The organism is Parapedobacter pyrenivorans, assembly GCF_014636865.1.
Taxonomy (GTDB): Bacteria; Bacteroidota; Bacteroidia; order Sphingobacteriales; family Sphingobacteriaceae; genus Parapedobacter; species Parapedobacter pyrenivorans.
Genome location: NZ_BMER01000003.1, coordinates 224454 through 238083, shown reverse-complemented (window position 1 = coordinate 238083; position 13630 = coordinate 224454). Strand labels below are relative to the sequence as shown.

At 47.9% G+C, this 13630-nt stretch carries 12 protein-coding genes; 2 read left to right on the top strand and 10 right to left on the bottom strand.

The features are described 5' to 3' along the window. Nucleotides 1-10 precede the first annotated feature (10 nt). From IEV98_RS15895 to IEV98_RS15875, 5 genes are all read right to left on the bottom strand, one after another. On the bottom strand, nt 11-1237 hold the full coding sequence (locus tag IEV98_RS15895; RefSeq protein WP_188507006.1) for a hypothetical protein: 1227 nt from the start codon (nt 1235-1237) through the stop codon (nt 11-13). A 44-nt stretch (nt 1238-1281) separates the two neighbouring features. Then, complete coding sequence (locus tag IEV98_RS15890; protein ID WP_188507005.1) at nt 1282-1737, bottom strand: hypothetical protein; 456 nt, start codon at nt 1735-1737, stop codon at nt 1282-1284. Between the two features lie 123 nt (nt 1738-1860). Continuing rightward, entirely contained in the window at nt 1861-3180 is a 1320-nt protein-coding gene (locus tag IEV98_RS15885; RefSeq protein WP_188507004.1) for a serine hydrolase domain-containing protein, read from the bottom strand. Nucleotides 3181-3383: 203 nt separating this feature from the next. Continuing rightward, complete coding sequence (locus tag IEV98_RS15880; RefSeq protein WP_188507003.1) at nt 3384-3713, bottom strand: DMT family transporter; 330 nt, start codon at nt 3711-3713, stop codon at nt 3384-3386. Nucleotides 3714-3893: 180 nt separating this feature from the next. After that, nucleotides 3894-4478, bottom strand: coding sequence for a hypothetical protein (locus IEV98_RS15875; RefSeq protein ID WP_188507002.1), 585 nt, complete (start codon nt 4476-4478; stop codon nt 3894-3896). Nucleotides 4479-4630: 152 nt separating this feature from the next. Here IEV98_RS15875 and IEV98_RS15870 point away from each other — a divergent pair, with 152 nt between their 5' ends. After that, nucleotides 4631-6193: a hypothetical protein gene (locus IEV98_RS15870; protein ID WP_188507001.1), complete on the top strand. Its 1563-nt coding sequence runs from the start codon at nt 4631-4633 to the stop codon at nt 6191-6193. Between the two features lie 20 nt (nt 6194-6213). Here the strand turns inward: IEV98_RS15870 and IEV98_RS15865 are convergent, their stop codons facing one another. Beyond that, nucleotides 6214-7476, bottom strand: a complete 1263-nt coding sequence (locus IEV98_RS15865) for an MFS transporter (protein WP_188507000.1) — start codon at nt 7474-7476, stop codon at nt 6214-6216. Between the two features lie 361 nt (nt 7477-7837). Here IEV98_RS15865 and IEV98_RS15860 point away from each other — a divergent pair, with 361 nt between their 5' ends. After that, nucleotides 7838-9844 carry a M13 family metallopeptidase gene (locus IEV98_RS15860; RefSeq protein WP_188506999.1) on the top strand — a complete coding sequence of 669 codons (2007 nt, stop codon included), beginning with the start codon at nt 7838-7840 and terminating at the stop codon, nt 9842-9844. A gap of 20 nt (nt 9845-9864) precedes the next feature. Here IEV98_RS15860 and IEV98_RS15855 read toward each other — a convergent pair whose 3' ends face one another. From IEV98_RS15855 to IEV98_RS15840, 4 genes are read right to left on the bottom strand one after another with little or no spacing between them, the layout of a single operon-like run. Next, nucleotides 9865-10416 carry a DNA-3-methyladenine glycosylase I gene (locus IEV98_RS15855; protein WP_188506998.1) on the bottom strand — a complete coding sequence of 184 codons (552 nt, stop codon included), beginning with the start codon at nt 10414-10416 and terminating at the stop codon, nt 9865-9867. 14 nt (nt 10417-10430) lie between these two features. Beyond that, a complete protein-coding gene (gene gloA2, locus IEV98_RS15850; RefSeq protein WP_188506997.1) occupies nt 10431-10826 on the bottom strand; it encodes an SMU1112c/YaeR family gloxylase I-like metalloprotein in 396 nt (131 codons plus the stop codon). 2 nt (nt 10827-10828) lie between these two features. Further along, nucleotides 10829-11605 carry an exodeoxyribonuclease III gene (gene xth / locus IEV98_RS15845; protein ID WP_188506996.1) on the bottom strand — a complete coding sequence of 259 codons (777 nt, stop codon included), beginning with the start codon at nt 11603-11605 and terminating at the stop codon, nt 10829-10831. Nucleotides 11606-11641: 36 nt separating this feature from the next. Then, nucleotides 11642-13162 carry a sulfatase family protein gene (locus tag IEV98_RS15840; protein WP_188506995.1) on the bottom strand — a complete coding sequence of 507 codons (1521 nt, stop codon included), beginning with the start codon at nt 13160-13162 and terminating at the stop codon, nt 11642-11644. Nucleotides 13163-13630 lie beyond the last annotated feature (468 nt).

Genomic DNA, 13630 nt, shown 5'->3' with positions numbered 1-13630 from the left:
TTTTCGAGCGCTATCGGGCAGCTGCTAGCACTTGGTCGGCGCGAGCCATCACCCGCTTCGCCGTTGGTCTTGCGTACAATTGGTTATACACAGCCGCCAATCTTTTTGCGGTTTCTTCAACAATGCTAGCGTCTTCGACTGCTTTCTTTTTAAACGCATGGTCGTCTTCATGCAGTGACCGAAAAAGTTCGACGTTACAATATCCCCATACGTTCGGCAGCTGCTTGATTTCATCTTCCAATCGCTGTGTCTCCCGACGGAGTGACACCACGAACCATCGCATTTTTTGATCGTCCTGCTGTTCAAGGTATTTCGGATCATTGGCAAAGCACTTGATTTCGACCATGAAGAGCGCAAATAGGTCGTCGTCATCATAGGCGTTGTCGAGCAGTCTGATTGCATCATCACGCGTTAAGCGCCCGTCTTCGGTAATTGCTATCCGATCGGCTAGTGCTTCCATTAGATGATGGTACAGCGCCACTACAGCAGGGTGTTTATCCCGTTCCGATGCCTCGTTAACGGATTGAAAATCGGGGTATTCTTTTAGACGCTCGGTGAAAATTCTGCGACCTTCTGGCGTATCGGGCAGCTGCGCCAGGTTCATGGCATCCCGTAGTTGATCGGGCATGTTATTCGACAAAAACGTGCCAAATTCCTTCATGCCCATATGGACGGCGGGGTTGGGGGCGGGGGCCCATTGATAATAGAAATCCAATTCTTCGGCGCTTGGCTTCTTCAGTTCAAACGCATCTTTACAGGATGCAATAATAGCACGCTTCAACTTTTTTTGTGCCGTTGCCCCCCAATGACCGGTTTTGTATTGGGTGGCGAAAAACTGCGCTAATTTAATATAAACGGAACTGAGATGGGCCACTGATTCCTTACAGATTTCGTCATATTGTGCGCTTGTCGACTCGACCAATGCTAACTCACGTTGCAGAAAATCAGTCCGCTCACGATGTAACCGTAGGCATTCGTGGAATTCTTTATGCAATGCCGGTCCGCTCAGTGAATCGATCGCTGCTGTCAGCTGTTTTTCTTCTTCCGTAATGCCGGTGTTTTCGGGTGCTTCCAAAGCGTCCTCATTCCACTCCAACGCCTGTGTATCTTCACCAAGGCATGCTAACAAGAGGCAGTCAGCAAGGTAATGGAATCGTTTTACGCTCGGCGTTCCCTCCTGAATTTCTTCCATGAGATTAGCGACGTGCGCCTCAATTTCGTCGTTGATCTGCACCATATGAAAATCAAGCGGGCCTCGTTTACTATGCTGGGAGAGTTTGATCAGCCTTTTGACTTTCGGGCTATTGGATAGGCTTTCCAATACCGATGGTCGGTAGTGTAGTTCGAGCTGGTGGTGATCATCGGGTAAAAGATGCTTTTCAATAATTCGGATCCCTGCCAAAACAACTGGCATTCGTCTTCCCGGCACAGCTGCTTAACGGTGGCTTGTTTGGTATAATTTAGGTTGGCCTGGCCTGCGGCCTGAATACGCAACGTGATGACGCGCTCTATTGGAAAGGAATAGAAGGTCACGGGTTCAGAAACGCGGTATTGGTGATAGCAGAGTAGCCGCCCGATACCATGGGAGATCAGCGAGCCATACTTGCAGCCCTGTCTCTGGTCCGTGCGTTTCAACAGCGAGGCACGGTCATGCAAGTTGGGCTCATAACTGGTGGTTGCTTTTGAGAGAAAGCGTCTCTCAGCTAAGTTTAATACGGTTAGCGCTAGGTTTTTCATGGGCACAGCAAAAAAGTAATACCGCGATAATTTTTATTGGATACGGTAATTTAGTATTGACGTGTGGCGTCGTCTGTTTACAATTGGTTGCTAAGTTGCCGATAAAAAGTTGAAAAAGCAAATCTACTCCTTGGTAAACGTAAACTCACCACCGTTTTGCTTAAGGATTAGTAAATCCTTTGCCGGATCGAATTCAATGACCACGCCGGCTGGATCGAATTTAAATTTATCTTTTGCAGTGGCCTCCAATCGAAAAGAAGGCTGTCCGGTTGCTTGTGCCAGTAATGTATTCCCTTCATTGGTGATGGTTATCTTGATGGGTAATTGCGTGGAAGCATATACGCCCAGGTACTGCTGTACCTCGTCTTCTTGCAGTTGGTAGTTGCTGAATACCGGTATGTCATAAGGTTTATTGAAGACAGCGCTCAGTACGGCGATGGCTACATCGTTTGTGTTCATTGCCGCACCATTGGACGTCAGGGCAAATGAAACATACTCATCCGGAAAATACCCCCAAGTGGAACGAAACCCGTCAATACCGCCCGAGTGCCCAAAGGCTTGCTTTTCGTGAAACGGCATTTGAAACAAGCCCATACCGTAACCGTCTTTGATGGTTTCCATCAGTGTTACACTTTCTTCAGGTATGATTTTACCGGTAAGCAGCGCTTCACCAAACCGGATGATGTCTGTCGGTGTAGCTACGATGGCTCCGGCGCCAAGCGGTATCGACATGTCGGTTTCGGCTTCCACAACCCACCCATTTGCGGCTTTGTAAGACCGCGCTTCATTGTTTTCCGGGTTGATTGCGGCGCCTACGAACGTGTTTGGTAAGCCAACCGGCTGGGCAATGTACTCTTGCAACAGTGATGCATATGATTGCTCAAAAACTCTTTCCAATAGGTAGGTCAGCAATACGTAGTTGGAATTACTATAGTTGGCTTTGGTATCCGGCTCGAAGTCACTACCGCCTGCAGCAATGATGGCCACCAGTTCCTGTTCTGATTTGGGTTGTGTATGCCACTCCAGGTAGTCGGGGCTGTTTGTGAAGTTCGCGATACCGCTGCGGTGATTAAGCAACTGGCTTACGGTTATTTCTGCAGCATTTTCTACCGACGGGAAGTAACGCTCAATCGTTTGGTCCAGACGCAGTTTGTTTTCTGCCACCGCTTTCATGATTAACGTAGCCGTAAATGGTTTGCTGATCGATCCTATCCGGTATTTGGTGTTTTCGTCCGCTGCTTTGGGTTTGCCTACTTCGAGGTATCCCACCGATTTCGTGTAGATCACTTCGCCATTTTTTGAGATAGCAACACTGCCCATGAACCGATCGTTCTTCGCAAGCGTATCGAAATAGGCGTCCAGTTTGTTTTTGTCGAAATCTTGGCCAAAGGCAACCATTCCAACAAATGATAATAGGCATGTTATTACGGTTAGTTTTCCCATATGAGTTCGACGATTTTTATGCCGATTTGTTACGCTATTTTGGTAACGCGTCTTTTACTTTTCCGGCAACTCCCGCTTCGGGTTGTAAATCGCATCCAGCCGTTCGGCATTCTCTTCTATAACATCCATAATAATGCCCGAGCGGAATGCGCCAACACTTTTTGGTCGTCGATTTCTTGGTTGATGATTAACTGAGCAAAAAATCAATGGACACTGCTTTTTGAAAACAAGCTCATGACCACTACTCCAGCGCCGATCAATGCCATTCCCATCACCGCTGCCAAATCCAGTTTTTGCTTGAAAACGACCACGGAAACTATTGCCGTAAGTCCGATACCCAATCCACACCAAATGGCGTAAGCAATCCCCAAAGGAATCTGTTTGATTGCCAATGACAGGAAGTAAAAGCAAATCACATAGGAAACGATGGATACTAAGGTAGGTGTTATTCTCGAAAACCCATTCGACGCATTCAAGAATGATGTGCCGACCACTTCAAGAACGATTGCCAAACCTAAAAAAATATATTTCATTCCAGATAACCTTAAAGGCAAAGTTATTGCGTTTTCAAACATGATGTTTAGCGGAAACGAAGACTACAACAGTCATAAATACAAACCGCAATTTCCTGCCGAAAAGTACAAAAAAATACGTAAAACTTCATTTTCCTAACTGGAAATTTGTTCCATACCGGACAGTAGGTGGGGAAGATGCTAATCCTGCTGCACAAAAGCATTAAATAATGCTTCGATGATACCTGTGTCCAACGACATCAGCGAACCGTCCCGCTCCACGATAAATCTGAATTTTGATAAGCTTGCAACGGCATCGGTATGAATCAGTCCCTTTTCCTGCTGACTTCTTAGGAAATCATGAAAACGCCGGGAAAAAGCTTCTATACCACCGGTTGGATTCGGCATACTAGGCACGCTATAAAAAATCCTGTCTTCGGTGAGGGGATGGACATCTACAATTGCACGATCTGTATATCGGTCAAAATGGACGGTGCCTGTGTACGCTGTAATGTCGGTTGACGAGTATAATTTGCTGATTTTTCGCTGAAGGGCCTCCATCGGTGCGAATTCGACCAGCTCCAGGATGCTACCGGTCAGCTTGTAGTCACGGCTAACAGAATCGCGTTTAAGCTCAAAATCAACAGCTATATCGCGGATAGTTGTTTCAGAAAAGTGAGACTCCAATAGGCTTTTGAGTTCCAGCAGGGAGTCGGGAGTTATGGATTGAGCCGTGGTCTTGCCAACTAAGCAGCAGGTAACCAGAAATACAACCAGGCTTTTCATATGCAATTCACATTGGTTCGAATCAAATTTACAAACACTGCGTAAATTCTACTGGCTGCAAAGGGAAAATAGCGCCACCACGGATTATTTTTTGGTATAAGTTTTGACGAATAATTTTGCTTTGAAGAACAATGTCCACTACTTATCATTGAATGTTGGTTAAGTTATTTTATTCGTATCGTGAAGCCGGGGCGCTATGTGTGGTGCTGGTTGCGTTGCTGCTTTGTTCGTGTTCAAAAGAAAAGTCGGGTATTGACCCGATAGACGGCCCGGATGACGGTTCCGTGGGGTTGGGCGGTCCTGCACCGACAGGCTTAAATGGGTTATTCCTGTATGGATCCAACATGGGGGCTTATTCAGGCTGGTCTGATGAACAACTGGCTGAACTGCTGATGGGAAATCCGGCAAAAGATATTCCGGGTGCAGGTGTAAACAGCTTGCGCCCTGCGATGTATGATTATTTTGTGGAGCAATGGGGCTATGACATCCGGGTAGATGCTTTTGAAAAATACCGGCAACTTGGCGGCAAAAATCACACGATTTTTCTCAATGGACCTACGGATGCACACCGGGATCAGACCCGATACTGCAATGGGGTCCAGTCACAGACCTTTGCCAAGCTGTATGAACCGATATGGTTATCGCCCGGAAAAGTGAATCCGGATAATTACTATGCTAGCTACGTATATAATGTCGTAAAGACATACAGCCCTTATGTAAAGTATTGGGAGGTCTGGAATGAACCGGATTATACCAACAACTGGTCGGCTACCCAGACTTGGACTCAGTCGGATCCCAACCCCTGCGACCTACCCAATTTTGCCGCACCCATCCAATCGTATGTGCGGATGCTCCGGATCACCTACGAGATTGTCAAACACCTGGATGAAACGGGGGTGGTCTGTGTCGGCGGTTTGGGCTATCCCGGTTTCCTGGATGCCATATTGCGCAATACCGATAATCCCGATGGCGGTAAAGTAAACGCCGATTATTCCAAGAAGGGGGGCGAATGGTTCGACGGTTTAAGTTACCATGTGTATCCGATGTATTACTTGGGCGATAACCGCAATTCGGATGCGGCGGCGGCAGCGGTGGTCGACCACAAGAATCAGTTTCAGGATGTGCTGAATAAATATGCCTATGATGGCACGTCCAAGGCGGGAAAGACCTTCATTGTCACCGAAGTCAATATTCCCCGCAAATCCATCGACGGTTACGTTGGCGGTGATGAGGTGCAACGTAACTTTTTAATCAAGGCAGCAATCGTTGCACAGCAGGCAGGTATCAGTGGATTATACATTTTTGGTCCTACTGAAAGTAAACCGTTGGCACAGGTCACCGACCCTTATCAAGCGATGGGGCTCTACCAACAGCTCACATCCGGTCCTTACAATGCAACCATCACACCCGGGGGGATAGCGTGGCGCACAGTAAGCCATCTCTTGGCCACTAGGCAGTATGACCCCGCCGCAACGGCGGAATTGCAGTTGCCTTCGCATATCGGCGGTGGGGCCTTTTATTCCGTTGAAGGTAAAGACTATCGCTATGTGCTATGGGCGAAAACCAGTGGCACATCGGAAACGGCAACGGCTGAATACAATTTTCCGGCATCGTTCCAGATCAAGACCGCTACACAGTTCGATTGGGAAAATAAGCAAACCACTGTGTCCGGTACCATTAAATTGACCGGAGCACCAGTGTTTATCGTACCGTAATACTGCCACGATGGCTTTGGCTACGTATCCATTTCCTGTTCCTCGGGTACCGGCTGTTCGCTCGTTTTTAAACCCAGCTTCATCAACTCGGGTACAAAAAAGGAGACAATGCCGATGACACCGATCATACTGCCCAGTATGACAAATGTGAGACTAATGCCGATTGTATCAGCCAAGAATCCCGTGCTCAACAGCCCAATCATCGATGGAAGCAGCGCGATGCTGAAATACATGGAAAATACCCGCCCGAGCATAGCGGGATTTATCTGTTCCTGCAAGACGGTCGTGAACGACGCATTGTAGATAGAGGCAGCTACACCGCCCAGGATGGTGAGTACCACAAAAAGAATGAATCCGGAAGGTGGCAATAAGCCAGACGCTGCCAGACTGATACCCAGCAGCAGATGCATGGTGTTGATGATAATGATTTTATTCAATGTGGGTTTGAATATCCCCAGCACGCCACCGCCAACCAGCATACCAATACCCCAGACTACTTCGATGATACTCATTTCGAATTTTCCTCCTTCAAAATGCTGTAATGTCAACAATGGAAATAATACGGCAACCGGCATGATACAGAATGTAGCTAGAATGGAAAATCCAAAGAGCCAGGATATTCCTCGATTTGAGGTCACAGCTGCGATGCCCAGCTTCAGGTCGTGTAACACCTCTTTTATTCCTGTTCGTTGTCCTGTTTCAGCCTTTTCAGGATTGGGAATATGCACCAACAAGAGTGAGGTGATCGCCATGATCGCCCCGCCAATATCCAATAGCAACACGTATCCGATGTCCATCAAGCCAATGGCGAAAGCGCCCAGTGCCGGCCCCCCGATGCTCGAAACGGACTGAATGACCTGGTTAACGCCTCCGATGCGGAGCAGTTCGGATTCCGGTGCCAATAGGGGCACGGAGGCCTGCATCGCGGGCATATGAAATGCGGAGCCTACTGACCGCAGTGCGAGGAGGATATAAACAAATAGCAATTCGGAATATCCCAAATAGAAAAGCACGGATAGGATCAATGTGCAAAGAGCGATGAATCCATCGGCGGCCATCATGGTCCGCTTGCGGTCCCATCGATCAATGAAGACACCAGCAAACGGTCCGATGAGTGTTTGGGGAAGAAAAGCAGCAATCGCTGCAAAAGCCAGGACTTCAGCAGATCCGGTCTCTAAACTGAGCCAGATGATGATGGCAAAATTGACTGCCGAACTAGTTAATAAAGATATAAATTGCCCACTCCAGATGATGGCGAATGTTCGTTTCCACGTAGGTACCATGGTATCAATGATTCGTTTTTTTGCCTTCCCGGGTCAGTAAACACATTACTCCACAGAAAGGTAATGATTAAAATTAAGACGTAAAAAAATAATGGATTGTTTCAGGAAAAACCTGAAAAAGGGAAATGCCAATGGCCTTGCTGCCGATGGCCTCAAGCCCGATCCCGATAGAACGGGACTATTTGGATGCTGTATGCCAGTTTCATGGGATTAAATCTTGTGGATGCGAAGATACGACAATTATTTCCTAATTTTGCTTTTTTTTATAAATAATAGCACATGAAACCTGCCATGTCAGCGACTTCGGTTAAAGGCGATGAACGTGCAGGTTCCATGTGGCCTTAAAGCAAATTATTAACACATGAACAAGAAGCATTTGACAATGGTGGCATTAATAGTTGCCTCCGCAGCAGCCTCAGCCCAACAGCCTCATGCCATCAATCCGGATTTTATGGACACCTCGGTGCGCCCGCAGGATGATTTTTATAATTACGTGAATGGGAATTGGATGAAAACGGTGGAGATCCCATCCGACCAGTCTCGCTGGGGGAGTTTCAATCAACTGGCTGAAAATACCAATGAAGCTACGTTGAAAATTCTACAGGAATCCTTGGAACAGCGTTATCCGAATGGCTCAGACGGTCAGAAAATAGCGGATCTGTACCGGAGTTATATCGACTTTGACGCAAGGGATCGGATCGGTATTGAACCCATCAAGCCGTTTCTTCGAAACGTAGATGCAATAGGTGATTTTGATGATTTATATCGGTACCTCGTAGAGATGGCCCCAGTAGGTGGGAATCCGCTTTTCTCGATAAGTGTATCGGCCGATATGAAAAACAGTGATGTGAACACCGTCTATTTAAGTGCAGCAGACCTGGGACTGGGACGGGCTTATTATCAGAAAGAGGATGAGACCAACACAAAGACGTTAGCAGACTATCAGGGCTATATCAATGTACTGCTTCCCAAGGCGGGGCAGCGAACCCGCGATTTGAAAGGTCCCAAAATTGTTGCTTTCGAAAAGGAATTGGCTAGCCGTATGCTTACGGTGGAGGAAGTGCGCAACGCTTCGCTCCGCTATAACCCCGTGGCGGTAGCTGACCTGAAAAACTTGGTGAAGCACATCGACCTCGCCCAATACCTGGCGGATCTGGGGTTCACAGCCGATACGGTGATCATCGATGAATTGAAGTACTACGAGGAACTGGACCAGGTGCTGAAACCCGAAAACCTCGAAATGATCAAAGAATTTCTTCGCTATAAGATCGTTGAGGATGCGGCTACGATGCTGACGAGCGAATTGGATCAAATCAGTTTCGATTTTTGGGGAAAGACGCTAAGGGGACAAAAGGAACAACGATCACTTGATAAACGCGGACTGCAGTTTGTGAACAGCATGGCCGGCGAATTATTGGGGAAATTGTATGTTGCCGAGTATTTCCCTGCGGAAGCAAAAGCTACCGCACAGGAATTGGTTTCCTACCTCCGGAAAGCTTTTGCTCACCGGATCGGGCAATTGCAATGGATGTCTGCCGAAACCAAGGAAAAGGCGCTTGAAAAACTGAGTAAGTTCAACGTCAAGATCGGATATCCGGATAAATGGAAGGATTACGCTAAACTTGAAGTTGGATCCTCGCTATTTGAAAACGTTGTGAACGCCCGCCGTTGGCGGTTTGAGGAAGAACTTGCGAAGCAAGATAAACCGGTAGACAAAACCGAATGGGAGATGACACCGCAAACGGTGAACGCGTATTATAACCCTCCCTATAACGAGATTGTTTTTCCCGCTGCGATTTTGCAGCCGCCATTTTATGACTACAAAGCAGATCCAGCGGTCAACTTCGGTGGGATTGGTGCCGTTATCGGTCATGAATTGTCTCATGGGTTTGACGACAGTGGTTCTCAATACGACGGCGACGGAAACTTGAATAATTGGTGGACAGAAGGTGATAAAGCCGCGTTTGAAGCCGCCGCTTCCGCATTGGCTGCTCAATTCGAAGCATACGAGCCAGTGCCTGGTGTCTTCGTGAACGGGCGGTTCACCTTAGGTGAAAATATCGGTGACTTAGGGGGAACGTCCGTGGCTTACGAAGCACTTCAGCTATATTTGAAGGATACGGGCGATCCGGGTTCAATCGATGGCTTTACGCAGCAACAACGATTTTTTCTTTCTTGGGCAACCGTTTGGCGGACGAAGACCACGGAAGCGTTTGTAGTCAACCAGGTAAAGACGGATCCACATTCGCCGGCTCAATACCGGGCAGTCGGTCCGCTGGTGAATATGGATGCATTTTACGAAGCTTTTGATATCAAGGAAGGGGATAAGCTATTCGTGCCGAAGAATAAGCGGATCGTAATTTGGTAATTTATTTTCAAAAAGTAGCGTTATTTCGCAGCCCACAACGGTTTCGCTTTCAATACTTCGGCGTGCACAGGGCAATGGGAGGAATGCGCGCCGGGAAGGTAACCCGTGCTCATCAAAAATTCGTTGACGATCTCACCGCCTGTGAATTTGAAGGTCTTTTTGAATAATTTCATCCACTCTTGTAATGTTTTGGGATGATGGTGGTCCAGCCACTTCTCAAAAGATCCGTGTGTCTTTTGCAATTGAAGTATTGCTTTTGCATTTTCGATGGCCGCGTTTATTTTTAAGCGATTGCGGATAATGCCCGCGTTGGCCAATAAGCGTTCACGGTCTGTTTCGGTGTAGGCCGCCACTTTCGCAATGTCGAAATGATCATACGCTTTCCGAAACGCTTCTTCTTTGCGCAGAATGGTCTCCCAGCTCAATCCGGCTTGGTTGATTTCCATGATGAGCCGTCCAAACAATTCATTGTCATCGTGGATCGGAAATCCATAGTGGTTGTCGTGGTAATTTTTGTGCAACGCCCGGCGTGCCTCGGGCTGCATAGTGGGTATATAATCGCAGTAGGACATGATTAAATGGTGTTTTAGCTGTTTATTGATGCATCATAAAGCTCCAACGGCAACCCGTCTGGATCGCGGAAAAAGGTAAAGCGTTTGCCGGTATATTCGTCGATGCGGACCGGTTCGACCTGAACACCCTTTCCTTGTAAATGCGTAATCGTGTCTTGAAGGTCGTCTACGGCAAAAGCTAAATGCCGCAGGCCACATGCCTCCGGCCCCGAGGGCCTTTGGGGTGGCTGAGGAAAGGAGAACAGCTCGATAATATAGTGGTTGCCCAGGGCCAAATCCAGTTTGTAGGACTGCCGTTCCTGGCGGTAGGTTTCACGAAGGATACTTAACCCCAATATTTCGGTGTAGAAGCGTTTTGAACGCTCGTAATCCGAACAGATGACAGCGATATGATGAACAGCGAGCAGCATCGTTAATTACCATCAATTTCAATCCATACCGGTGCGTGGTCACTCGTTTTTTCCCATCCCCGCACTTGGCGGTCTACACCGGCTGCCCGCAAGCGAGGAGCTAGACCGGGGCTCAGCAAGAAATGATCGATGCGCAGTCCCGCGTCTCGTCCAAAGGCATTGCGGAAATAATCCCAAAACGTATAAATGGTTTGATCAGGATACAGTTTTCGGATTGCATCGGTCCACCCTTGGGCCATCAATCGGCGGAATGCATCGCGCGTTTCCGGGCGGAAAAGTGCGTCATCAACCCACCTTTCGGGCTTGTATACATCGATTTCAGTAGGAATCACATTGAAATCACCGGTCAATACAATAGGGATCTTTTGGTCGAGCAATGCTTGGGCATGTACGATTAGCCGATCAAGCCAGCGGAGTTTATAATCAAACTTGGGTCCGGGCGCAGGGTTTCCGTTAGGAAGATACAGGCAGCTGACGATGACCTCATTGATTTTCGCTTCGATATAACGGCTATGCGTATCATCCGGATCTCCCGGTAGTGCACGGCAAATCTCTTCGGGTTTTCCCAGTCGTGACAGTATGGCAACGCCATTCCAACTTTTTTGGCCGTGCCAGATGGATTCGTAGCCGGCATCACGTAGGACTTCGTCGGGATAGTTTTCCTGAATGCTCTTCAGTTCTTGAAGGCAAACCACATCCGGCTTCGTCTCTTCGAGCCAACGGAGTACGATAGGAAGCCGGGCATTGATGCTGTTGACGTTGTATGTTGCTATTTTCATCAAATGAATGATCTTTTTGGGTATGGAATTATCTCTTTAGCCTTGTTGCTGGTACCATTCGGCGAATTCGTTTTCATTAAAGGATTCGGGATGGATCGACAGCTTCTGTCTGATCTGCTCTTCCAATAGTTTGGCCATTTGCATCCTAATCTCGATATATGCCGGATTATGCGCTAGGTTCTCGTATTCGAGGGCTTCCTTATCGCGCAGGTCGTAGAGTTCAAACTCGTCCGGGTATCCGCCCAATGCATCGAAGTAATGGGTGTATTTCCATTCGGCGGTACGCACGCAACGTATCCGGTTTGCCGCCTTAACCACGCTGGCTTTGTCGGCAGCACTGGCCTTTGTATCGTCAAATGTAAACAGGATGGCGTCCTGTACCGGCCTATCCTCGTCCAGCAAGGGCAATAGGTTGGTGCCCCGTAAACCTTCCGGCGGGGCCGCGTTCGTTACGGCGGCAATTGTAGGCATGATGTCGATCAGCGAAGCCAGCTGTTGGGTGCCTTTATAGTTTGCTGTTTCCGGAAATAGTATCGGGTTTGAAAAGACCATCGGTACCCGCAACGCCTCTTCGTACGCCACGAATGCTTTTTGGCGCATTCCGCCGTGAGCCATCCCCATTTCGCCGTGATCAGCGAGGCGGATCACCAGTGCTTGGTCGGCCAATTTGCTGCCGTCCACCTCTTTATACAATTCGTCGATAAAGAAACCGATTTCCGTGTCGATTAAGCGTAGCAGATTGCCGTAGAAGTTGAGGTAATTTGTTTGCTTTTCGGGCGTATCCAGCAGGCCCAGGCCCAAGCCCGCCGAGGTCTTTACCTGCGCTTGTGCTGCGGGTTTGCCGTTGGCGACAAGGTCTTCATTGACGGTTTGGGGTAGGGTTAACGGCCCATTAAGGAAGTTGTCGTCATAGCCGTACTGGAATCCCCGGGGATAGCAAAGCACATCATGGGGGTTAACTAGGGAGAGGATAAGGCAATACGGCTTTCCCTTTCCCTGGGCGCGAAGCTCCCTTGCATTTTTCAGGAAGTCAATGGCCTGCTGGATGTAGGTCCCATCGTGGTTGGCAAAGCCGCCGCCGAAATTCTCGGGCGCGGTGTCTTCGCCGGCATCGGGTGCTTGCCAACCCCTGAAGCCGTACATCGCGATATCCGATGGGGCCGGACTGCCGCCATCGGCGCCTTTGCTCACATGCCACTTGCCACGGTAATGTACGTCGTAGCCATTGCTGGCGAGCATGCGCGCCACATTAGGTAGGGTACTATCCAAGGTAACCTCACCTGGAGAATATTTCCCGCCTTCGGTGAGCGTTTGCGTTACGTGGTGCTGTGCCGGATAAAGGCCCGTCAATAAGGTGGATCTGCTAGGGGAGCACATGCAGGTATTGCAGAAGGCACGGTCAAAGCTGAAGCCGTTTTGTTTCAAGAACGTTAGCGTCTTGAGGTTATCCTTTTCCCAGTTATCGGGGAAATGCTGCGTAGCTCGTTCCTGATCGGTGATGATCATGATGATGTCTGGCTTGCCGGAAAGGCTGGCAAGGCGTTCGCTGAAATTCATAGTTAGTAGCTGTGTAAGTCTTGAATAAAACGCACTAATATACGAAAGACTGATCGGAATATGAGTTGCTTTTCCGCAATTCTTAAAAAAATATAAGCCGATATTTGATTTTATCTGGTTGTTTGACAAGGGACTCGGCTTCATAATAGCAATTTTGAAGAAGTCAATTTTTAAGTTATTTTCGAACTTTGTCATTCAATAACTACCCTTAAAGCAGTTTTGACAATGAAATCGATGTGTAACCAATTAACAAGAGATGAACTAATAAATAGGATCCACTCGCTTCACGAAGGCAATGATGCCAAGTGGGGTAAAATGAACATTTTACAGTTCAAGAATATGCTCATCTAAGCGATGAACATCAATTTGTGCATTCGTTTTTTGGTGAGCTGAACAAAAATCAAACGGGTTTATTGGCTTATAAACATACCGACCATCATTTACGGCAATTTGGTGTATAAACAGCAT

Coding starts and splice junctions, on each gene's coding strand:
- IEV98_RS15895 (WP_188507006.1), bottom strand. CDS start 1,237: ATGGTGCAGATCAACGACGAAATTGAGGCGCACGTCGCTAATCTCATG.
- IEV98_RS15890 (WP_188507005.1), bottom strand. CDS start 1,737: ATGAAAAACCTAGCGCTAACCGTATTAAACTTAGCTGAGAGACGCTTT.
- IEV98_RS15885 (WP_188507004.1), bottom strand. CDS start 3,180: ATGGGAAAACTAACCGTAATAACATGCCTATTATCATTTGTTGGAATG.
- IEV98_RS15880 (WP_188507003.1), bottom strand. CDS start 3,713: ATGAAATATATTTTTTTAGGTTTGGCAATCGTTCTTGAAGTGGTCGGC.
- IEV98_RS15875 (WP_188507002.1), bottom strand. CDS start 4,478: ATGAAAAGCCTGGTTGTATTTCTGGTTACCTGCTGCTTAGTTGGCAAG.
- IEV98_RS15870 (WP_188507001.1), top strand. CDS start 4,631: ATGTTGGTTAAGTTATTTTATTCGTATCGTGAAGCCGGGGCGCTATGT.
- IEV98_RS15865 (WP_188507000.1), bottom strand. CDS start 7,476: ATGGTACCTACGTGGAAACGAACATTCGCCATCATCTGGAGTGGGCAA.
- IEV98_RS15860 (WP_188506999.1), top strand. CDS start 7,838: ATGAACAAGAAGCATTTGACAATGGTGGCATTAATAGTTGCCTCCGCA.
- IEV98_RS15855 (WP_188506998.1), bottom strand. CDS start 10,416: ATGTCCTACTGCGATTATATACCCACTATGCAGCCCGAGGCACGCCGG.
- gloA2 (WP_188506997.1), bottom strand. CDS start 10,826: ATGCTGCTCGCTGTTCATCATATCGCTGTCATCTGTTCGGATTACGAG.
- xth (WP_188506996.1), bottom strand. CDS start 11,605: ATGAAAATAGCAACATACAACGTCAACAGCATCAATGCCCGGCTTCCT.
- IEV98_RS15840 (WP_188506995.1), bottom strand. CDS start 13,162: ATGAATTTCAGCGAACGCCTTGCCAGCCTTTCCGGCAAGCCAGACATC.